Genomic DNA, 20,645 nt, shown 5'->3' with positions numbered 1-20,645 from the left:
TCCTCCTGGATGCACCATTTTAAACCCCTGTCTTATCAAAGACAGGGGTTTTTCGTTTTCCGTTTTTTAACCATAATATTTTCTTTATTATTTCCTGTCTATAATTCAATCAATGACGTTCTGTCTTTTATATGTAATCAGCGACAAATTGGCTTGTTTCATATAAAGTAAACTTTTAGTAATAATCTTTTAAAACTCCACGGGAGGTCAAATTGATCCCGGATGTATCAAAAGCATTGTCATGGTTAGAGGCAAATCCGAGTGTTTTAGACGGTATTTGTCGCGGCATTGAACGTGAAACATTGCGTGTTACTCCAGATGGTTATTTAGCTAAGACGAAGCATCCTGAATCACTTGGTGCTTCTTTAACGCATAAATGGATTACAACTGATTTTGCTGAATCTTTATTAGAATTCATTACCCCTGTAGATGACAATATAGATAGAACCGTTGACTTTCTTAAAGATTTGCATCGCTATACTGCTCGAAATCTGGACAATGAAAAGATGTGGCCTTTGAGTATGCCGTGTTTTATTGACGGAGAAGATGATATTACTCTGGCACAATATGGCACGTCTAATGTGGGGCGTTTTAAAACATTGTACCGTCAAGGATTAAAAAATCGTTACGGTGCTTTGATGCAGACTATCTCTGGCGTACATTATAACTTCTCTCTGCCAATCAGTTTCTGGCAAGCGTTGTTAGGCGTTAAAGATGCAGAAACGGGAAAAGAACAAATTTCGGATGGTTATTTTCGCCTGATCCGTAATTATTACCGCTTTGGATGGGTGATCCCTTATTTATTCGGCGCATCACCGGCAATTTGTTCCTCATTCTTACGTGGACGAAATACCGCATTATCCTTTGAGGAAACGGAAAAAGGGACTTGCTATCTACCTTATGCAACTTCGTTGAGGATGAGCGATCTAGGATATACCAATAAATCACAGAGTGATTTGAATATCACCTTTAATAATCTCCATACATATGTAGAAGGTCTTAAGAAGGCGATTCATAAACCATCTGTAGATTTTGCGGCAATTGGGATCAAAAAAGGGGATAAGTATCTACAGCTGAATACCAATGTCCTGCAAATTGAAAATGAATTGTATGCACCAATACGCCCCAAACGTGTAGCTGAAGAGGGGGAATCTCCTTCGGATGCCTTGTTGCGAGGCGGGATAGAATACATTGAAGTGCGCGCTCTGGATATTAACCCTTTCTCGCCTATTGGCGTTAATGAAACTCAGATTCGTTTTCTTGATCTATTCTTGATATGGTGTGCTTTGGCTGACGCTCCTGAGATGGAAAATGAGGAGCTTGATTGTTGCCGTCAAAACTGGAATAAAGTCATATTAGAAGGGCGTAAACCGGGGCTGAATATTGGTATTGGTCATGGCATTGAGCAACAGCCACTTGAGGTTGTGGGTCAGGAACTATTCAGGGACTTAGAGCGGGTTGCCGAAGTCTTGGATACTTGTTCAGGGACTCAGTATCAGGCTGTTTGCACAGAACTGGTCACTATGTTTGAAGATCCATCATTAACATATTCCGCTCGTGTGCTGGGTAAGATGAAAGCTCAGGGAATTGTTGGATTTGGGCTGGAGCTGGCAAACAAGTACCATCAGGAATTAGTTGAAGAACCTTATTCAAGTCTGAATGATGAGAGTTTTTCAGTTGAACGAGATGCTTCTGTATCGCGGCAACATAGTCTAGAGCAGCAAGACAGTATGAGCTTTGAGGACTATCTAAAACTTCATGCTGGGTATTAAAAAAAGAAAATGGCCACCTAATGGTGGCCGAATAAAATATCTTAGAGAATAAGGATGATAACAATTTTGCGCGTCTTCATATCTTATGACCAGCCGCAAATGAAAAGGTTTCATCTATCCGAAAAATTTTCGCAAAAAAATCTGACACCTTAGGAGGTAGGATTATGCCTTTATTGGATAGTTTTACAGTTGACCATACTCGCATGGCAGCACCTGCTGTTAGAGTAGCTAAAACGATGAAAACACCTCATGGTGATACCATTACTGTATTTGATTTACGTTTTTGTGTTCCTAATAAAGCAGTAATGCCAGAAAGGGGGATTCATACACTTGAGCATCTGTTCGCGGGTTTTATGCGTGATCATTTGAACGGTGATGGTGTCGAGATTATCGATATCTCTCCGATGGGATGCCGTACTGGTTTTTATATGAGTTTGATCGGCGCACCAGATGAACTAAGAGTGGCTGAATCTTGGAAAGCTGCGATGGCAGATGTACTGAAAGTTAAAGATCAGACTCAGATCCCAGAACTGAATATTTATCAGTGTGGCACTTATGAAATGCACTCACTAAAAGAAGCTCAAGGTATTGCTCAGAATATTCTTGATGCAGACGTTCGGGTCAATCAGAATGAGGAATTGGCATTGCCTGAAGAAAAACTTATTGAACTTCAAGTGTAGTTTAGATGTAATTTAGTCTATTTGTTGGGTTGAATCTTAAAATGATATCGCGAAACCCATTCTATATTTAGCCGTAAAGTGTATTAAACGATGATTAGAATATAACAGGGTTAGCTTGTTTTTTGCTAACCCTGTCACTCTTACTACTGCCTTATCGCTTCTGGGACATAAAGTTATTTAGTGAGTTTTATGTCTTGTTCTGTGCTTTATTTATCGGTGTGACACGAACCTGTTTGATGACGTTACCGTATACTGAAAGAACTTCAAAATTATATTCATTAATTTGCACTTGAACGTTCAGTTCAGGAATTTCGCCCAATTCTTCCAGAATCATGCCATTCATTGTTCTAGGCCCATCTTCAGGCAAAGCCCAATCAAAAGCTTTATTTAACTCACGAATATTGACTGTACCATCAACCAGAACAGTGCCATCACTTTGAGGAAGAACTTCCTCAGCCAGAGTAGGGGACATGGATGTAGTAAAATCGCCCACAATTTCTTCCAGAATATCTTCGACAGTCATAAGACCTTGAATGTCCCCATACTCATCAACGATCAAGCCAGATTTTTCTTTGTTACGCTGGAAATTAATAAGTTGGATATTCAGTGGAGTGCTAACCGGAATAAAGTAGATTTTATCGGCGGCTTTGATCAAATTCCTTTTTGTGAACTCTTTTTTCTCCATCATCAAGCGATAGGCTTCACGTACCCGTAGCATACCAATCGCATCATCGAGTGAATCCCGATAAAGCACGATTCGTCCATGTGGAGAATGTGTTAATTGCCTGATAACGGATTTCCAATCATTATTGATATCAATACCGAAAATCTCATTACGAGGTATCATAATGTCGCCAACAGTAACTTTCTCAAGATCTAATATTGAGATCAGCATTTCCTGATTGCGGCGCGACAGATTGGTGTTTGATTCATTGACTATCGTACGCAACTCATCTTTACTGACTGCATCATTGCGAATATTAGAAGTCTTGATGCCGAGACAGCGCATAAGCAATAAACTGATTCGGTTAAATGCCCAAACCAGTGGCAGCATGATTTTCTCTAGTGGGCGCAGTAAAAAGCTACTTGGAAATGCGACTCTCTCAGGATAAAGCGCTGCTATCGTTTTCGGCATTACTTCAGAGAAAACGAGAATCACAAAAGTCAGTATCCCCGTCGCAATAGCAACACCTGCATCACCATAAAGGCGCATGCCGACAATAGTGGCAAGAGAAGACGCCAGAATATTGACGAGATTGTTGCCGATAAGTATAAGGCTAATGAGCCTGTCTGGATGACGCAACAGCGACTCTACTCTTCGTGCTGGATTGCTTCCTTCTTTAGCCAGATGGCGTAAGCGGTAGCGGTTGATTGTCATCATGCTGGTTTCGGAGGCAGAAAAGTAAGCCGAAACGATAACCATGACGACAAGAATGATAATAAGTGTGCCTGTTGAAACGTGCTCCAAAGCAGAATTCCTTCCTAATATTTATATAAACTGGCTACGGTGATCCCTGTACTCTTAATCAACCATAATTTCCTGTAATAGCCTGCTACCGAAAAAAGCGAGTGTTAAAATAAACGCGCCAATCAGATTGAACCAAATAATGCGTTTGCCGCGCCACCCTTCATGATAATGTCCCCAAAGCAAAATAACGTAGACAAACCATGCAATGATAGATAAAACGGATTTATGAATATTCTCTTTGCTGAAAACATCATCCATATACATGATGCCTGTGCATAGCGTTAATGTTAGTAAAATTACACCGACTTGGGTAATGTGAAACATTTTTCGCTCAATTGTCATTAACGGGGGGATGCCAGAAGTAAAGGAAAGCTTCTTCTTTTTAAGCCGGTAATCCAACCAGCCAAGTTGCAATGCATAAAGTGCTGCAATGAGTAAGGTAGAATATCCGAGTAGCGCAAGCCCGATGTGAATGAATAACTCGATACTGTTTTCAAGATGTGTAATAAATTCTCCCGGCACCATGCTGGTCAGTATCAAATTTATCATGGAAAAACTGTAAACAATCGGCAGTAAAAACCATGCTCGACCGCGAAAAGCTACAACTGTCATGATGATGCACATGAGCAAACTGACAATCGAGCCTAAATTCAATAAAGTAAGATTTTGACCACTGCTGACATGAAATACTTGATATTTCAACGCAATAGCATGGTTCATTAACGCCACAATCGCGAAAAAAAGAGCCAGCTTTTGATAACTATTTTGTTGGCTTTGTTGACGCAGTAAGCTTGGCACGATGAGCGTCAGGCTAATGAGATAAGCAAGTAAAGCAATAATTGAAAATACCAGCATAACGTTTATCGTTTTCGCAATAGTGTAAGATTAAAATTTAAGTATACCGCTAGCAGGTGTAGCCTCCAACCGTTGTTAATTATACTTGGAAATCTCTTTGCAGAGATCATGTGAGCATCGTGTTATAATTTGCAGAATTTGCCTTACGGGTAGACCCACTTGTAGATATCTGAGCTGAGACAATGTTTGATAATTTAACTGACAGACTATCGCGCACACTGCGCAATATCAGCGGTCGTGGCCGGCTGACTGAAGATAATATTAAAGATACGCTGCGCGAAGTTCGTATGGCTTTGCTCGAAGCGGATGTTGCATTGCCTGTTGTGCGTGATTTTATTTCACGTGTCAAAGAGAGCGCAGTGGGGCATCAAGTTAACAAAAGCCTGACCCCCGGACAGGAATTCGTCAAAATCGTTCAGAATGAACTGGTTAAGGCGATGGGAGAGGTTAACAGTGAATTGAACCTTTCTGCACAGCCTCCCGCTGTTGTTCTGATGGCCGGTTTGCAAGGTGCAGGTAAAACAACCAGCGTTGCCAAATTAGGTAAGTTGCTGAAAGAAAAAAGTAAGAAAAAAGTATTGGCCGTTTCTGCTGATGTTTATCGCCCTGCGGCGATCAAACAGTTAGAAACACTGACGGAAACTGTAGGAATCGATTTCTTCCCTTCAGACCCGCAGGAAAAGCCCGTTGATATAGTCAATAAAGCTATCCAGCATGCCAAGTTGAAATTCTATGATGTGTTGTTAGTCGATACAGCAGGCCGCCTGCATGTCGATGAAGCCATGATGGATGAGATTAAAGCGATTCATGCAGCCCTTAACCCTGTCGAAACGCTGTTTGTTGTGGATGCAATGACGGGTCAGGATGCGGCAAATACGGCAAAAGCATTTAATGAAGCCTTACCATTAACAGGGATTGTTCTGACCAAAGTTGATGGTGATGCTCGCGGTGGTGCCGCGCTTTCCATTCGCCATATCACAGGTAAGCCGATCAAATTCCTTGGGGTTGGTGAAAAAACAGAGGCATTGGAACCATTCTACCCAGACCGCATAGCATCGCGCATTTTGGGTATGGGGGATATGCTTTCCCTGATTGAAGAAATTGAAAGCAAAGTTGATCGTACCCAAGCAGAAAAACTGGCGTCAAAACTGAAAAAAGGCGATGGTTTTGACTTAAGCGATTTCCTCGATCAACTCAAACAAATGCGCAACATGGGCGGAATGACCAGCATGTTGAGTAAAATGCCGGGAATGACGCAGATCCCTGATGCTGTCAAATCTCAAATGGATGACAAAGTTCTGGTAAAAATGGAATCCATCATCAATTCCATGACCCGTAAAGAACGTGAAAAACCAGAAATCATTAAAGGTTCCCGCAAACGCCGTATTGCAATGGGGTCGGGTACACAGGTGCAGGACGTCAACCGTTTGCTAAAACAGTTTGATGAAATGCAGCGTATGATGAAAAAAATGAAGAAAGGTGGCCTGGCGAAAATGATGAAAGGCATGAAAGGCATGATGCCACCAGGATTTATGGGTCGATAATCAACAAAGTCACGAAAGAAAATGTTCTTTGGATTGCTTTTTGCGCCAAAGCGAGTAAAATTTTCGGGCTTTTAAATGGGCAGCTGGAATTCATTCCTCGATGAAATCTGGTTGTCTTGCTAACTAATGAGGATGTTATGGTAACAATTCGTTTAGCTCGTGGTGGCGCAAAAAAGCGTCCGTTTTATCAAGTAGTCGTGACCGATAGCCGCAATGCGCGTGATGGTCGTTTTATTGAGCGTGTTGGTTTCTTCAACCCAATCGCTTCAGGAAATGCAGAAGCCCTGCGTTTAAATCTGGACCGTATCGAACATTGGGTTGGTCTGGGTGCAACTGTGTCTGATCGTGTTGCTACACTGATCAAAGACGCTAAGAAAACAGCTTAATCTGTCGCGGTGGTAACAATGAGCAAACAATCTGGCCTAAAGCACCCTATTGAGCCAATCGTATTGGGAAAATTAGGGTCAGCGTATGGCATTCGTGGTTGGCTCAGAGTTTTTTCTTCCACCGAACATGCCGAAGACATTTTTGAGTATCAACCGTGGTTTATTCAGCGTTCTGGACAGTGGCAACACATCGATCTGGAAACGTGGAAACATCATAATCAAGATATTATCGTCAAAATCAAAGATATTGATGATCGGGATGCTGCGAATTTATTCACTAATTGTGAAATAGTGGTGGATTCTAACAGATTGCCAAAACTGGAAGAGGGTGATTATTACTGGAAAGACCTTTTTGGCTGCCAAGTAATTAACACTGCTGGTTATAACCTTGGAACTATCAATGACATGATGGAAACAGGTTCTAATGACGTGATGGTAATAAAAGCAAACCTGAAAGATGCATTCGGTATCAAGGAGCGGTTGATTCCGTATCTTGATGGGCAGGTTATCAAGAAAGTCGATCTTGCTACCAAAACTATTGAGGTAGATTGGGATCCTGGTTTTTAATCTCCGGTAAAAACGGTTTAAATGAGTGGGACGCAGTATGTGGATTGGGGTTATTAGCCTGTTTCCTGAAATGTTCCGCGCAATAACCGATTACGGGGTAACTGGTCGGGCTGTAAAGAATGGCCTGTTAAGTATCGAATGCTGGAGTCCAAGGGATTTTACCTACGACCGGCATCGTACTGTTGATGATCGCCCTTATGGCGGTGGTCCAGGTATGCTGATGATGGTGCAACCGTTAAGGGAAGCCATCCACGCAGCCAAATCTTCGGCAGGCGTTGGTGCAAAGGTGATTTATCTTTCACCTCAGGGACGCAAACTCGATCAACAAGGAGTTTGTGAACTGGCAACAAATGAGAAATTAATTCTAGTTTGCGGTCGTTATGAAGGTATTGATGAGCGTGTTATCCAAACCGAAATAGATGAAGAATGGTCTATCGGTGATTACGTTCTCAGCGGGGGAGAACTTCCTGCCATGACAATGATTGACTCAATATCTCGGTTTATTCCGGGTGTATTGGGGCATCAGGCATCGGCAGAAGAAGATTCATTCGCTGATGGATTATTGGATTGTCCACATTATACCCGTCCTGAAGTGTTGGATGGAATGGAAGTTCCTCCAGTTTTGCTGTCAGGAAACCATGCTGAAATTAATCGCTGGCGAATGAAACAATCGCTTGGCCGAACTTGGTTAAGAAGGCCCGAACTTCTAGAAAGCCTAGCTCTGACTGACGAGCAAAGGAAGTTGCTATCTGAATTCCAACAGGAACATCAAGATCAGGCAACGAATTAATCCAGAGATATCCTGTGAAAGAATGTCTTTGATATATCAGTTTACCTAGGGTAAGAGAGTTATTATGAGCAACATTATTAAACAACTTGAACAAGAACAGATGAAGCAAGACATACCTTCATTCCGTCCGGGTGATACCGTGGAAGTTAAGGTATGGGTCGTTGAAGGTTCTAAAAAGCGTCTGCAGACATTCGAGGGCGTGGTTATTGCGATTCGTAACCGCGGTCTGCACTCTGCATTCACTGTTCGTAAGATTTCTAACGGCGAAGGCGTTGAGCGTGTATTCCAGACTCATTCCCCAGTCGTAGACAGCATCAACGTTAAACGTCGTGGTGCTGTTCGCAGAGCTAAACTGTACTACCTGCGTGAGCGTTCTGGTAAGGCGGCTCGTATTAAAGAGCGTCTGAACGCGAAATAATACGCTTTCGCTACATCCGAAAGTTATCGTTAAGGGCCAGCATTTGCTGGCCTTTTTTACGTTCTTATTTTAGTTCTGATCTAATTCAGGGTTACATAAAAGCATTAACTAAAATATATCCTACTGTACAGGCGCCGCTGACACCAATCAGCCCCGGTAAAATAAAACTGTGGTTAATGATGAATTTCCCTATTTTTGTTGTTCCTGAACGGTCAAAACCGATACAAGCCAGATCACTTGGGTAAGTTGGCAAGACAAAATAGCCATAGGCGGCAGGGAAGAACGCAATCAGAAGCTTGGGATCAACGCCAAGTTGTAATCCCATTGGCGCAATAGCCGCTAAGGCAGCGGCCTGACTATTAACCAATTTTGATACTACGAACAGAACGAGAGCATAAGTCCATGGTTCTGCTTGAACAACGTCTTCCAAGGCTAGTTTTAATTCACCTAAATGTGACTGGAAGAAGGTATCACTCATCCATGCCACGCCAAAGACAGAAAAAATTGCAACCATGCCTGCTTTGAATACTGCGCTATTGGCGATTTCATTGGTTTTGACTTTGCACACCATCAACATGATGGAGCCTGCAATGAGCATCATCATCTGGATTACCAGATTCATGGAAAGAGGTTTTAAAGTCTCTTTTACTTCAAAAGCAGGGCGGAGGTCTGTACATGCACCGAATAAAACTACAACTGCAATTGCTGCAAAGAAAATCCAGGTTGCCCAATAAGCCTGTTTAGGAAAAACTTGATCCAACAACGTTTCTGAACCACCGTAAATAAACTCACGTTGCTTGGGATCTTTGATTTTTTCTTGGAACTCTTCGTCTTTATCAAGATCTTTCCCCCGACGCAAACTCCATAATGCAGCAAGTATTACTCCGGTCAGTGATGCTGGTATTGAAACTGCCAAAATTTCTAAAATCCCGTAAGCTTGGCCAATACCGTGGCTGGCAGCAATAATTGACACCAAAGAAACAACGGCAACGGACACAGGAGAGGCAGTGATTGCCATTTGAGAAGCAACAGAAGCAACCGCCATTGGACGTTCAGGACGAATACCTTTTTTCAGGGCGATATCACCAATGATTGGGAACATGGTATAAACCACATGACCTGTACCGCAAAGAAAAGTTAGAGTCCAGGTTGTTAAAGGCGCCAAAATGGTAATGTGCTGTGGATGGCAGCGAAGAAGCCGCTCAGCAAATTGCATCATGACATTGAGTCCCCCCGCTGTTTGCAAAACAGATGCACACCCGATCACGGCAAGAATGGTGAGCATTACATCAACGGGAGGCTTGCCGGGTTCCAAGCCAAAAACAAATGTCAGTAGAAAAAGCCCAATCCCACTGATCAGTCCCAATCCCATGCCCGCATAACGCGTACCGATTAATAAGCATATGATTATTATGGTAAATTGTAGCGTTATCATATCTATCCTTAATAATTAATTAAAAAACAAGCAGAGGCCACCAATACAGACTTTGAATCTGCATAAGTCGGCTATTTTTTATAAATGTTGTTTTATAGTTTCATAAAAACACTAAAAGCACCTGTTAATATTATTAAAATCTGAATATAAAAATGGGATTGAGATCTTGTTTTTATTATATGATTTTAAAAGAAATTTATTCTAATGAGAAATGGATGTCAGATAGTTAATGAAATATTTCTATTGTGGATGTAGTTGTGAAATTTCATTCACATAAAATTAACTTAAAAATTTATTTATATATTCTTTATATAAACTAAAAACATAATAAATTATTGCATATACATAAAACAAATATGCACTCGTTCGTAGTGTAAACTTATTTTTACGATAATGATAAATTATTTACAATATCGGATTGTATTCTTTACGATGCGTGGTATGTTATTTGCCAGACACTCAAAAAAAGACTAAACAGAAAAAATAAGGCAGGTAGAGAAATGATCATGCAAAAAGACGCACTCAATAACGTTCATATTCTTGATGAGCAGGTTCTTATTACTCCAGAAGAACTGAAACAGAAATATCCATTGAGTAGCAACGATCTGCATGCCATCACGAACGCACGTAATACTATTGCTGATATTATTCAGCATCGTGATCCCCGTTTATTAGTGGTATGTGGGCCATGTTCTATCCATGATGTGGATGCTGCTCTTGATTATGCCCGCCGCTTGAAAGCACTCTCTGCCGAATTAGATGACTGTCTGTATATTGTTATGCGTGTCTATTTTGAAAAACCTCGAACAACGGTTGGTTGGAAGGGGTTAATTAGTGATCCTTATATGGATGGCTCATTTGATATGGATGCAGGGTTGCATATTGCCCGTCGTCTATTATCAAATTTAGTAGAAATGGGATTGCCACTGGCGAATGAAGCTCTTGATCCCAATAATCCACAATATTTAGGTGATTTATTCAGCTGGTCTGCTATTGGTGCGAGAACGACAGAATCCCAGACACATCGTGAAATGGCATCGGGATTGTCTGTATCGGTTGGTTTTAAAAATGGCACTGATGGAAATTTGAATACCGCTATTAATGCTATGAAAGCAGCCGCAATGCCTCATCGCTTTATGGGGATAAACCAGTCTGGTCAAGTTTGTTTGTTGCAAACTCAGGGTAACCCGAATGGTCATGTAATCTTACGTGGTGGTGCGGCACCTAATTACAGCGCTGAACATGTTGCTGACTGTGAACGTCAAATGATTAAAGCCGGATTAACACCATCATTGATGATTGATTGTAGTCACGGCAATTCCAACAAAGATTTTCGTCGTCAGAGTGTAGTCGTGGACTCTGTTGCTGAACAGATTACGGCTGGCAATGAGTCTATTATTGGTATTATGCTGGAGAGTCATATTAATGAGGGTAATCAGTCCTCCGAGCAACCCCGTGATGAGATGAAATATGGGGTTTCGGTGACTGACGCCTGTATTAATTGGCAAACTACAGAGCTGGTACTAAGAAAGCTACATCAACAAATTGCGCCAGGTTTGGCAAATAGAAACGTAATGATGGAAAAAGCAGGGTAATCAACATGGCCGCAGAATTATCCCAATTGAGGGAACAAATCGATGAAGTAGATAAAGCGTTGTTAGCTTTGTTGGTAAAACGCATGAATTTAGTAGCGCAAGTTGGAGAAATTAAGAGTCAGTTTGGTTTGCCGATTTATGCACCTGACAGGGAAGCTGAAATGTTGGCTGCTCGCCGTCAGGAAGCAGAAAATATAGGCGTTTCTCCTGATTTGATTGAAGATATTTTGCGCCGTATCATGCGTGAGTCTTATACCAAAGAAAACGATAAAGGTTTTAAGAAACTCTGTCCAAATTTGGGACCTGTGGTCATTGTTGGTGGTTCAGGGAAGATGGGAAAACTGTTCGGCCGTTTGTTAACTCTGTCAGGTTATGACGTCAAAGTGTTTGAAGTCGGCGATTGGAATAACACAGAACTATTAGCAGATGCGGGTATGGTTATTGTCAGTGTTCCTATTCATCTGACTGAAAAAGTCATCCGTCGTTTACCACCTTTGCGAGAAGAGTGCATTCTGGTTGATCTTGCTTCCATCAAACAAAGACCACTAAATGCGATGCTTGAAGTACACAAAGGGCCTGTTTTAGGTCTGCATCCTATGTTTGGGCCAGATGTAGGTAGTTTTGCTAAGCAAGTAGTTGTCTATTGTAATGGGCGTAACCCTGAATCATATAAATGCTTTTTGGAACAGATAACAATATGGGGAGCAAGATTGCAGCAAATTAGCGCTGAGGAGCATGATAAAAACATGGGCTTCATTCAGGCGCTGCGTCATTTCACGACCTTCTCTTATGGACGTCATCTGGCGAAAGAGAATATTAATTTACAGCAATTGCTCTCTCTGTCTTCACCGATCTACCGATTGGAACTTGTGATGGTGGGGCGGTTATTCGCACAAGATCCCCAGCTATATGCTGATATTATTATGTCCAGTCCTGATAATATTGAGTTGATCCGACGCTATCACCAAAGTTTTGGGCAGGCTTTGGAAATATTAGAAAATCAGAATAAAACTGCCTTCATTGAAAGCTTTAACCAAGTCAGTAAATGGTTCGGAGATGATGCAACTCGGTTTATGAAGGAAAGTCGGACGCTTTTACAGCAGGCTAAAGACAGCGGGATATAGCAAATATTTTGTATGTTCATAGAATATCGAAACCGGATGTTTTCATCCGGTTTCTCTTCTTTTAGATGGGATCGACCGGAATTACATTTTCTGATGGATAACATCCCAGTACTTTCAAAAAACGGGTAATTTCAGACAGTTCCTTAAGTGCTTGTTGCATTTTCATGGTGCGCAAGTTGGCTTGCACATCAATATAAAACATCTCTTCCCACGGTTTACCATTTATTGGACGAGATTCCAATTTGCTCATAACGATATCATGTTTCTTCAAAATAATGAGTGCATCGACCAGAGCACCAGCTTGTTGCCCTGTGGACATGATAACAGTCGTTTTGGCAGGGACTTGATCCGATACCTCAATAGGCTTGCGAGCAACAACAATAAAACGAGTACTATTATCTTGTTGGTTTGCCAAATTACTCTCTAAAACGCGTAATCCATAGAAAACACCTCCAGCTTCACTGCCTAATGCAGCAACTTCTGGCGAGTTGAGTTCAGCCACTTTTTGCATAGCAGCGGCTGTGCTTTCGCAATAGATAATATTCCAGTGAGGGTATTGATTGAGATATTGGCTACACTGCTGGAAAGGTTGTGAATGGCTATAGACAGTTTTTATCCTTGAAGTATCCGTTTCTTCAGAAATCAACAGGCAATGATTGATTGGTAGAATCATTTCCCCAACAAGCGACAAAGGCGTATTTTGCAGTAAATCATAGACTTCATTGATTGCCCCGGAACTAGTATTCTCCAATGGTAAAATGCCGTAGTCTGCTTGACCAATCTCAACCAATGAAAAAATATCTGGGAATTTGTGGCAACTACATTCAACCAATTGATTAAAGTGTCGAGCGGCAAATTGGCGAGCGGCAATATGAGAATAGGAACCTTTTGGCCCCAGAAAAGTAATGCGGGCAGAATCGTAAGGGGTCTGATTCAGATGTTGTTGTAACAACGCCTGTTGAGTGAGAACAGAATCTTCAATTATCATCTGAAATAACCGCGTAATGTAGAACCCATCCAGTCCACGGGATTTACCTTTAGCAATCAAAATATTCAGTAACTCCTGCTCACGACTCTTATCTCGGATAGGGCGGTGATCTAGCAGCTTTGTCTGGGCAATGCCACCGGCCAACTGACGACGTTCAGCGAGTAAGTCCAATAAATCGGCATCAATATTACTAATTTTCTCTCTTAAATTAACTAAATCTCGTTCCATAGCATTATTCCTGACATTCTTATTATGGGTATAGTTTGTGTGTTGTAGGTATAGTTTATGTCTTATAAAACAAAAAACCTCCCATCAGTAGGGAGGTTCTTGTTCGTTTTCTTACTTCTCTTTAAAACGAAAAAACCTCCTTATGAGAAGGTAAAAAAGAAAAATAAGAAAGATAAATTGATGATCATTTAATTTGTTAGCGCATTAATTTATGGTTTCAATAATGTACTTTAACTAACCTATTTGGCGCGTAGTGTCAACAGCAGACTTCTATCCTTGCTATTTTCCAAAATACAGCTTTATTGATTATTGCGGGACATAAACAGATCATAAATATGATAGAAGAAGCAAATAAATGATAGTTAGAACAAAGGAATAATGATTAAAAACGCGCTCAATTGAGCGCGTTAAGACAAGAATGAGGTATGATTATACTTCTGAGTTAAGGTTGGACTCTTTAACACTGTTATCAGTGCGACGGGCTTCTGCCTTATGTTGTACTTTATTAAGCTGGCGCTCTAATTTTGTCAGCAGTTCGTTGATGGCAGTATACATATCTTCATGTTTTGAACTAGCAACCAATGTGCCATTTGGTGTGCCGATAGTCGCATCAACTAAGAATCCTTGCGGTTCTTTTGATAGTACGATATGTGGATTAATCAGGTTGACTTGCCATTTACCCAACTTATTTAGACGGTCTTCTACATGGCTACGAATTGCGGGGGTAATTTCCATTTGCTTACTGGTAATGTTTACTAACATATAGTTACCTCTTGCTTAATGTTGCTCCGTCTTTGATGGTTCCAGCATACCTCTCTTTTGTGTAAAAAGAATGATCTAAATCACTTTTGTTGAGTGATTTTGGGAGGGAGTAACAGAATTGTGACAGTCAAGGAATATACGGACAATATTTGTTGCGAAATGAAGAACGATGCGTCATTATCTGTAAGTTATGGTATTATCAATCAAGTTAATAATATCAATACTTAAATTATTTTTGATATGAAAGTACTAAAAGTATACGACTAAAAAACACTCAGCTTCCTGATTAAAAAAGAATAATAAAGCGATCCAAATTTAAATCTCACAAAAATAATTTCAATCCGGTTTTGGGAAATTCCGTGTTTAGAACGTGGACTTCAGAGTGCTAAATAATCAAAAAAACAGCAGCTATTTAGCTGCTGTTTTTAAATGCCTGTTTGTATTTTATTCAGGGTTAGCTGCAATAAGCAGTGCTGCCTTATCCGCTTCAGATGTCAGTCCTAACGCTTTATAGGCAGATTCCATGTAAGGTAAGGCTTGCCGAGTTGCATTAGCATCAGGGTAATCGCGTAACATTTTTTCTACGCGATTGACAACTGCCACATAAGCGCTGCGTTTTGTGTAATATTTCACAACTGAAAGTTCATATTTAGCTAAACGTTCTTTGAGAAATATTAAACGCTTGGTAGCATCTGATGAATACTGGCTGTCAGGGTTGTAGCGCACGAGCTGATTAAAATCACGAAATGCGGCACGTGCATGTTCAGGATCACGATCGGAGCGATCAATACCGAAAAAACCTTGTAAGGCGCTATCATCCAGTGTTTGTGATACTAACCCACGCATATACAGCACATAATCGATGTTAGGATGGGTTGGATTCAGACGCATGAAACGGTCAATAGATGCGAGTGCCAATGGAAATTCGGCTGATTTGTAGTAAGCGTAGATCAAATCAAGCTGAACCTGTTGGGAGTACGGTCCAAAAGGATAACGGTTATCAAGGGATTCCAATTGCTTGATAGCCGCTTTATAGTTACCTTCTTGCAGCTTTTCTTGCCCGATTGAATAAATTTGAGATGGCGGGATATCGGGAACAGCGTCCTTATTGTTGGAGCATCCAGATAAAACCAGGCTCAATGTGGTCGCTACAACCAGATATTTCATGCGAATCATCACGTGTTGATTATCCTCTGAGTGTTTTCTGGGAGACTGTCCATGAAGCTCCCGGCAGATAGAGTTACAATAGCACACTATTTTAAATGAAACGGCCTCGCCGTCAAAACTCAACGTAAAATATAGAAATCATATATGGCACAACAAATCCGACTTAATGCAATAGTCGCTGAATCTCAGCTTGGTCAGCGTTTAGATCAAGCTTTGGCTGAATTGTTCCCTGATTATTCAAGGTCACGTATAAAAGAGTGGATCTTGGATAATAAAGTTCAAGTCAATGGTAAATTAATTAATAAACCCAAAGAAAAAGTTCTGGGCGGCGAAGAAATTTTCGTTGATGCTCTCATTGAAGAAGATGCACGTTGGGAGCCGCAGGATATTGAACTGAATGTTGTTTATGAAGATGACGATATTCTGGTAATCAACAAACCACGGGACTTAGTTGTCCATCCCGGAGCCGGCAATCCTGATGGAACCATATTGAATGCCTTGCTGTACCGTTATCCTGAAATTGCAGATGTACCTCGTGCAGGAATTGTCCATCGTCTCGATAAAGATACGACAGGACTGATGGTTGTCGCAAAAACCGTGCCTGCACAAACTCGTCTGGTGGAATCCCTGCAATTGCGTGAAATAACCCGTGAGTATGAAGCGGTTGCTTTGGGATGCATGACGGCTGGAGGAATGGTAGAAGAGCCGATTTCCCGCCACCCAACCAAACGGACGCATATGGCAGTACATCCGATGGGAAAACCTGCTGTGACACATTATCGGGTCATGGAACATTTTCGGGCACATACGCGTTTGCGTTTACGTCTGGAAACAGGTAGGACGCATCAAATCCGTGTGCATATGGCACATATAAAACATCCCTTAGTCGGTGATCCTTTGTATGGTGGACGTCCTCGTCCTTTAAAAGGAGCCTCGGACGAATTTCGCGAAGTGATGCGCAACTTTGATCGTCAGGCATTGCATGCCACCATGTTACGCCTTTACCATCCGATCACTGGTATTGAGATGGAATGGCGTGCGCCATTACCGGATGATATGGTTAAATTGATTGAAGTGATGAAAGCGGATGCTGAAACTTTCAAAGATGAGATGAATTGGTAGATAAATGACATCACTGATTTTTCCTGACTGGCCACAGCCTGAAAATGTTGGCGCTTGTAGCACAACTCGTATGGGGGGAGTAAGTTTGCCTCCTTATGATAGTTTAAATCTGGGTAACCATGTTGGAGATACTCCGGAATGTGTAGCGCGAAATAGAAAACTGTTGGTTGAATATGCCCGGTTACCACAACAACCGACTTGGTTGGAACAAGTACACGGAACGCGAGTGATTACACTTAATGGTCAGTCACTGGAAAATAATCAGGCTGATGCCGTCTACACGAATATCCCCGGGCAGGTTTGTGCTGTTATGACCGCAGACTGCCTGCCAGTTCTTTTCTGTAATGTTGCCGGAAATGAAATCGCAGCCGCTCATGCAGGATGGCGTGGATTATGCGAAGGAGTGCTGGAAAATACAGTGTCTCATTTCAGTGCAAAACCAGAAATGATCCGCGCGTGGTTGGGGCCAGCTATTGGCCCTGAAAAATTTGAGGTGGGCAATGAAGTCAGGGAAGCCTTCATTGCAGTCAATTCAGACCTGGATCAAGCCTTCACCCCTTATGGCGATAAATTTCTGGCAAATATCTATTTACTGGCTAGATTAAAATTGCAGTCTGTGGGAATAACTGACATTTTTGGCGGAACCGCATGCACTGCCACGGAGGAGAAAAAATTTTTCTCCTATCGTCGAGATGGGAACACTGGGCGAATGGCGACTTTAATCTGGTTTCGATAACCAGTGCAACAGGACGATCTTTGGCACATAGCGGTTAGTATCCAATTAACTTTTTTGAAGACCTTGAATATTTAAGGAATGACCTTATCTACTTTCCAGTAGCAAATTCTGACCAGTATTGGAGGTGTTATGCGTCTGGATCGTCTAACCAATAAATTCCAGCTTGCTCTCGCTGACGCCCAATCCCTTGCATTAGGGCGTGATAATCAATTCATCGAACCTATCCACTTGATGAGTGCACTGCTTAGTCAAGAAGGCGGCTCTGTCCGTCCTTTATTGACATCAGCAGGCGTGGATACGGGCAGCTTAAATAACCAACTCAACCTATCTCTGGAACGATTGCCGAAAGTAGAGGGCAATGGTGGAGATGTACAGGTATCGAATGAGTTGGGTCGTTATCTAAACTTGTGTGACAAATTTGCGCAAAAAACAGGAGATAACTTTATTTCTTCTGAACTCTTTGTTCTGGCAGCAATAGAAGAACGCGGAATATTAAGTGACATACTCAAAGCTGTTGGTGCAACCAAAGATAGAATAACTAAGGCAATAGAACAAATGCGTGGTGGCGAAAGAGTGGATGATCAAGGTGCAGAAGATCAGCGCCAGGCGTTAAAGAAATATACAATTGATCTGACTGAACGAGCTGAACAAGGCAAATTAGATCCCGTCATTGGGCGTGACGAAGAAATTCGTCGCACAATTCAGGTATTGCAGCGTCGAACTAAAAACAACCCTGTTCTTATTGGTGAACCTGGGGTTGGCAAAACTGCTATTGTTGAAGGTTTAGCACAGCGCATTGTTAATAGTGAAGTTCCGGAAGGACTGAAAAATAAACGAGTTCTGTCCCTTGACATGGGAGCATTGCTGGCTGGTGCGAAATATCGTGGTGAATTTGAAGAGCGTTTGAAAGGCGTTTTGAACGATCTCGCTAAACAGGAAGGGTCTGTCATCCTGTTTATTGATGAATTGCACACTATGGTAGGAGCTGGTAAAGCCGAAGGCGCAATGGATGCAGGCAATATGCTGAAACCCGCTTTGGCGCGTGGCGAACTGCACTGTGTCGGAGCAACGACACTGGATGAATATCGTCAGTACATTGAAAAAGATGCTGCCTTAGAACGCCGGTTCCAGAAAGTTTACGTCGCAGAACCTTCAGTTGAAGACACTATTGCTATCTTGCGTGGACTGAAAGAGCGCTATGAATTGCATCATCATGTACAGATCACCGATCCGGCTATTGTTGCTGCTGCAACATTATCCCATCGCTATATCTCTGATCGCATGTTACCAGACAAAGCTATTGACCTGATTGATGAAGCTGGGGCAAGTCTGCGCATGCAGATGGATTCTAAGCCAGAAACATTGGATCGTCTGGAGCGCCGCGTTATTCAATTAAAACTTGAGCAGCAGGCACTGAAAAAAGAATCTGATGATGCCAGTAAAAAACGTTTAGAAATGCTAAATGACGAATTGGCAGAAAAAGAACGTGAATACTCTGAATTAGAAGAAGAGTGGAAAGCAGAAAAAGCAGAACTTAGTGGTACTCAGAATATTAAAGCTGAATTAGAGAATACACGTATTGAATTAGAAAAAGCACGTCGCAGTGGTGACTTGGCTAAAATGTCTGAAATTCAATATGGGAAGATTCCTGAGTTGGAAAAACGTCTGGCAACGGCGACAACAGCTGAAAATCGCCATATGAAACTGCTGCGCAATAAAGTTACTGAAGCTGAAATCTCTGAAATACTTGCTCGCTGGACGGGAATTCCGGTATCCAGAATGTTGGAAAGTGAAAAAGACAAATTGCTGCGCATGGAGCAAGAATTACATAAACGCGTGATCGGGCAGAACGAAGCTGTGGATGCTGTATCAAATGCAATCCGCCGTAGCAGAGCTGGGTTATCTGATCCCAACCGTCCAATTGGTTCTTTCATGTTCTTGGGGCCAACAGGAGTGGGTAAAACAGAACTGTGCAAAGCTTTGGCTAATTTTCTATTCGACAGTGACGATGCGATGGTACGTATTGATATGTCGGAATTTATGGAAAAACACTCTGTTTCAAGGCTGGTGGGAGCTCCTCCGGGATATATTGGATATGAAGAAGGTGGATATCTGACAGAAGCAGTACGCCGCCGCCCTTATTCGGTCATTTTGCTGGATGAAGTAGAAAAAGCACATCCTGATGTTTTCAATATATTGTTGCAAGTATTGGATGATGGTCGTCTGACTGATGGTCAGGGGAGAACGGTTGATTTTCGCAATACAGTTGTGATTATGACCTCTAACTTAGGTTCAGATATGATCCAGGAACGTTTTGGTTCACTGGATTATACGGGAATGAAAGACTTGGTGATGGAAGTAGTTGGTCATCACTTCAGACCTGAGTTTATTAACCGCGTAGATGAAATAGTCGTGTTCCATCCATTAGGAAAAGAGCATTTGGCATCTATTGCGAATATTCAATTGCAGCGTTTATATCATCGTTTAGAAGAACGTGGTTATCAGGTCACTATGACACCTTCAGCATTGGAGAAATTGAGTGAGGCTGGTTTTGATCCTGTATATGGTGCTCGTCCGTTGAAACGCGCTATTCAGCAAGAGATTGAAAATCCACTGGCTCAACAAATTCTCTCTGGCAAATTGATTCCGGGCAAATTAGTGACTTTGGATCTGGAAAACAATCACATTGTTGCAAAGCAAGAAAGCTGCAAGGCAATAAAATAGCTTTATCCAAAAACCTTTTCATATAAAAAGATACTGTAAAGATAAAAAGAGGTGTAAAAATCACCTCTTTTTCCTTTTTTTGGATGAATAAATCGTCAATTTAGGTTTATCCGGGTGATAAGTGAGCGCTTGATCGTTTTTTTTCAAAAAACTATTGCCAGTCTCAGAAAACTCCCTATAATGCGCCACCACTGACCGACGCTGAGCTGAAGCAAGCCGCGAAGGAAAGTCGGCCGACAGCGATAATAACCGCTTGACACCGGAGGCAGAAAGCGTAAGATACG

At 41.8% G+C, this 20,645-nt stretch carries 19 protein-coding genes and 1 other annotated feature; of the genes, 12 read left to right on the top strand and 7 right to left on the bottom strand.

Annotated elements, in window-relative coordinates:
* Positions 1-212 precede the first annotated feature (212 nt).
* Positions 213-1,772 carry a glutamate--cysteine ligase gene (gshA, locus tag FE394_RS16445; RefSeq protein WP_319927436.1) on the top strand — a complete coding sequence of 520 codons (1,560 nt, stop codon included), beginning with the start codon at positions 213-215 and terminating at the stop codon, positions 1,770-1,772.
* Between the two features lie 164 nt (positions 1,773-1,936).
* On the top strand, positions 1,937-2,452 hold the full coding sequence (gene luxS, locus FE394_RS16440; RefSeq protein WP_319927435.1) for an S-ribosylhomocysteine lyase: 516 nt from the start codon (positions 1,937-1,939) through the stop codon (positions 2,450-2,452).
* 187 nt (positions 2,453-2,639) lie between these two features.
* Here luxS and FE394_RS16435 read toward each other — a convergent pair whose 3' ends face one another.
* The gene (locus tag FE394_RS16435) at positions 2,640-3,920 is read right to left on the bottom strand and encodes an HlyC/CorC family transporter (protein ID WP_319927434.1); all 1,281 of its coding nucleotides are present in this window, start codon (positions 3,918-3,920) and stop codon (positions 2,640-2,642) included.
* Between the two features lie 54 nt (positions 3,921-3,974).
* The gene (locus FE394_RS16430; RefSeq protein WP_319927433.1) at positions 3,975-4,775 is read right to left on the bottom strand and encodes a cytochrome C assembly family protein; all 801 of its coding nucleotides are present in this window, start codon (positions 4,773-4,775) and stop codon (positions 3,975-3,977) included.
* Positions 4,776-4,957: 182 nt separating this feature from the next.
* On the opposite strand from FE394_RS16430, the gene ffh reads away from it, so the two are divergent.
* The 5 genes from ffh (at position 4,958) to rplS (ending at position 8,480) form a co-directional block, all read left to right on the top strand.
* On the top strand, positions 4,958-6,319 hold the full coding sequence (gene ffh / locus FE394_RS16425) for a signal recognition particle protein (RefSeq protein WP_319927432.1): 1,362 nt from the start codon (positions 4,958-4,960) through the stop codon (positions 6,317-6,319).
* A 137-nt stretch (positions 6,320-6,456) separates the two neighbouring features.
* Entirely contained in the window at positions 6,457-6,705 is a 249-nt protein-coding gene (gene rpsP, locus FE394_RS16420; protein ID WP_319927431.1) for a 30S ribosomal protein S16, read from the top strand.
* Between the two features lie 18 nt (positions 6,706-6,723).
* The gene (rimM, locus tag FE394_RS16415; protein ID WP_319927430.1) at positions 6,724-7,272 is read left to right on the top strand and encodes a ribosome maturation factor RimM; all 549 of its coding nucleotides are present in this window, start codon (positions 6,724-6,726) and stop codon (positions 7,270-7,272) included.
* A 37-nt stretch (positions 7,273-7,309) separates the two neighbouring features.
* A complete protein-coding gene (trmD, locus tag FE394_RS16410) occupies positions 7,310-8,062 on the top strand; it encodes a tRNA (guanosine(37)-N1)-methyltransferase TrmD (RefSeq protein ID WP_319927429.1) in 753 nt (250 codons plus the stop codon).
* Positions 8,063-8,126: 64 nt separating this feature from the next.
* The gene (rplS, locus tag FE394_RS16405; RefSeq protein ID WP_319927428.1) at positions 8,127-8,480 is read left to right on the top strand and encodes a 50S ribosomal protein L19; all 354 of its coding nucleotides are present in this window, start codon (positions 8,127-8,129) and stop codon (positions 8,478-8,480) included.
* 91 nt (positions 8,481-8,571) lie between these two features.
* On the opposite strand, the gene FE394_RS16400 is transcribed toward rplS, so the two are convergent.
* Entirely contained in the window at positions 8,572-9,915 is a 1,344-nt protein-coding gene (locus tag FE394_RS16400) for an anaerobic C4-dicarboxylate transporter (protein WP_319927427.1), read from the bottom strand.
* Positions 9,916-10,415: 500 nt separating this feature from the next.
* Between FE394_RS16400 and FE394_RS16395 the strand changes: the two genes are divergently transcribed.
* A complete protein-coding gene (locus FE394_RS16395) occupies positions 10,416-11,510 on the top strand; it encodes a 3-deoxy-7-phosphoheptulonate synthase (RefSeq protein WP_319927426.1) in 1,095 nt (364 codons plus the stop codon).
* 5 nt (positions 11,511-11,515) lie between these two features.
* Positions 11,516-12,634, top strand: coding sequence for a bifunctional chorismate mutase/prephenate dehydrogenase (gene tyrA / locus FE394_RS16390; RefSeq protein WP_319927425.1), 1,119 nt, complete (start codon positions 11,516-11,518; stop codon positions 12,632-12,634).
* A 61-nt stretch (positions 12,635-12,695) separates the two neighbouring features.
* On the opposite strand, the gene pheA is transcribed toward tyrA, so the two are convergent.
* The 3 genes from pheA to bamD form a co-directional block, all read right to left on the bottom strand.
* Positions 12,696-13,850 carry a bifunctional chorismate mutase/prephenate dehydratase gene (gene pheA / locus FE394_RS16385; protein WP_319927424.1) on the bottom strand — a complete coding sequence of 385 codons (1,155 nt, stop codon included), beginning with the start codon at positions 13,848-13,850 and terminating at the stop codon, positions 12,696-12,698.
* A gap of 68 nt (positions 13,851-13,918) precedes the next feature.
* Positions 13,919-14,039: a sequence feature (Phe leader region), on the bottom strand.
* A 240-nt stretch (positions 14,040-14,279) separates the two neighbouring features.
* Entirely contained in the window at positions 14,280-14,612 is a 333-nt protein-coding gene (raiA, locus tag FE394_RS16380) for a ribosome-associated translation inhibitor RaiA (RefSeq protein ID WP_319927423.1), read from the bottom strand.
* Positions 14,613-15,056: 444 nt separating this feature from the next.
* Positions 15,057-15,788: an outer membrane protein assembly factor BamD gene (gene bamD, locus FE394_RS16375; RefSeq protein ID WP_319927437.1), complete on the bottom strand. Its 732-nt coding sequence runs from the start codon at positions 15,786-15,788 to the stop codon at positions 15,057-15,059.
* A 135-nt stretch (positions 15,789-15,923) separates the two neighbouring features.
* Here bamD and rluD point away from each other — a divergent pair, with 135 nt between their 5' ends.
* The 3 genes from rluD (at position 15,924) to clpB (ending at position 20,361) form a co-directional block, all read left to right on the top strand.
* The gene (gene rluD / locus FE394_RS16370; RefSeq protein WP_319927422.1) at positions 15,924-16,901 is read left to right on the top strand and encodes a 23S rRNA pseudouridine(1911/1915/1917) synthase RluD; all 978 of its coding nucleotides are present in this window, start codon (positions 15,924-15,926) and stop codon (positions 16,899-16,901) included.
* Positions 16,902-16,905: 4 nt separating this feature from the next.
* On the top strand, positions 16,906-17,637 hold the full coding sequence (yfiH, locus tag FE394_RS16365) for a purine nucleoside phosphorylase YfiH (protein ID WP_319927421.1): 732 nt from the start codon (positions 16,906-16,908) through the stop codon (positions 17,635-17,637).
* Positions 17,638-17,766: 129 nt separating this feature from the next.
* Complete coding sequence (gene clpB / locus FE394_RS16360; RefSeq protein ID WP_319927420.1) at positions 17,767-20,361, top strand: ATP-dependent chaperone ClpB; 2,595 nt, start codon at positions 17,767-17,769, stop codon at positions 20,359-20,361.
* Between the two features lie 60 nt (positions 20,362-20,421).
* Here clpB and FE394_RS16355 read toward each other — a convergent pair.
* A partial coding sequence (locus tag FE394_RS16355) for a hypothetical protein (protein WP_319927419.1) occupies positions 20,422-20,645 on the bottom strand: 224 nt, incomplete at its 5' end.

The organism is Xenorhabdus littoralis (assembly GCF_033949345.1).
GTDB classification, from domain to species: Bacteria; Pseudomonadota; Gammaproteobacteria; order Enterobacterales; family Enterobacteriaceae; genus Xenorhabdus; species Xenorhabdus littoralis.
The sequence above is the reverse complement of the archived record's forward strand: the minus strand, read 5'-3'. Positions and strand labels throughout refer to the sequence as shown.

Excerpts from the sequence above, each read along its gene's own strand:
- clpB (WP_319927420.1), top strand. The coding sequence starts at position 17,767 with ATGCGTCTGGATCGTCTAACCAATAAATTCCAGCTTGCTCTCGCTGAC.
- rpsP (WP_319927431.1), top strand. The coding sequence starts at position 6,457 with ATGGTAACAATTCGTTTAGCTCGTGGTGGCGCAAAAAAGCGTCCGTTT.
- rluD (WP_319927422.1), top strand. The coding sequence starts at position 15,924 with ATGGCACAACAAATCCGACTTAATGCAATAGTCGCTGAATCTCAGCTT.
- rimM (WP_319927430.1), top strand. The coding sequence starts at position 6,724 with ATGAGCAAACAATCTGGCCTAAAGCACCCTATTGAGCCAATCGTATTG.
- trmD (WP_319927429.1), top strand. The coding sequence starts at position 7,310 with ATGTGGATTGGGGTTATTAGCCTGTTTCCTGAAATGTTCCGCGCAATA.
- luxS (WP_319927435.1), top strand. The coding sequence starts at position 1,937 with ATGCCTTTATTGGATAGTTTTACAGTTGACCATACTCGCATGGCAGCA.
- yfiH (WP_319927421.1), top strand. The coding sequence starts at position 16,906 with ATGACATCACTGATTTTTCCTGACTGGCCACAGCCTGAAAATGTTGGC.
- rplS (WP_319927428.1), top strand. The coding sequence starts at position 8,127 with ATGAGCAACATTATTAAACAACTTGAACAAGAACAGATGAAGCAAGAC.
- FE394_RS16400 (WP_319927427.1), bottom strand. The coding sequence starts at position 9,915 with ATGATAACGCTACAATTTACCATAATAATCATATGCTTATTAATCGGT.
- raiA (WP_319927423.1), bottom strand. The coding sequence starts at position 14,612 with ATGTTAGTAAACATTACCAGTAAGCAAATGGAAATTACCCCCGCAATT.
- pheA (WP_319927424.1), bottom strand. The coding sequence starts at position 13,850 with ATGGAACGAGATTTAGTTAATTTAAGAGAGAAAATTAGTAATATTGAT.
- FE394_RS16430 (WP_319927433.1), bottom strand. The coding sequence starts at position 4,775 with ATGCTGGTATTTTCAATTATTGCTTTACTTGCTTATCTCATTAGCCTG.
- FE394_RS16395 (WP_319927426.1), top strand. The coding sequence starts at position 10,416 with ATGATCATGCAAAAAGACGCACTCAATAACGTTCATATTCTTGATGAG.
- tyrA (WP_319927425.1), top strand. The coding sequence starts at position 11,516 with ATGGCCGCAGAATTATCCCAATTGAGGGAACAAATCGATGAAGTAGAT.
- bamD (WP_319927437.1), bottom strand. The coding sequence starts at position 15,788 with ATGATTCGCATGAAATATCTGGTTGTAGCGACCACATTGAGCCTGGTT.
- ffh (WP_319927432.1), top strand. The coding sequence starts at position 4,958 with ATGTTTGATAATTTAACTGACAGACTATCGCGCACACTGCGCAATATC.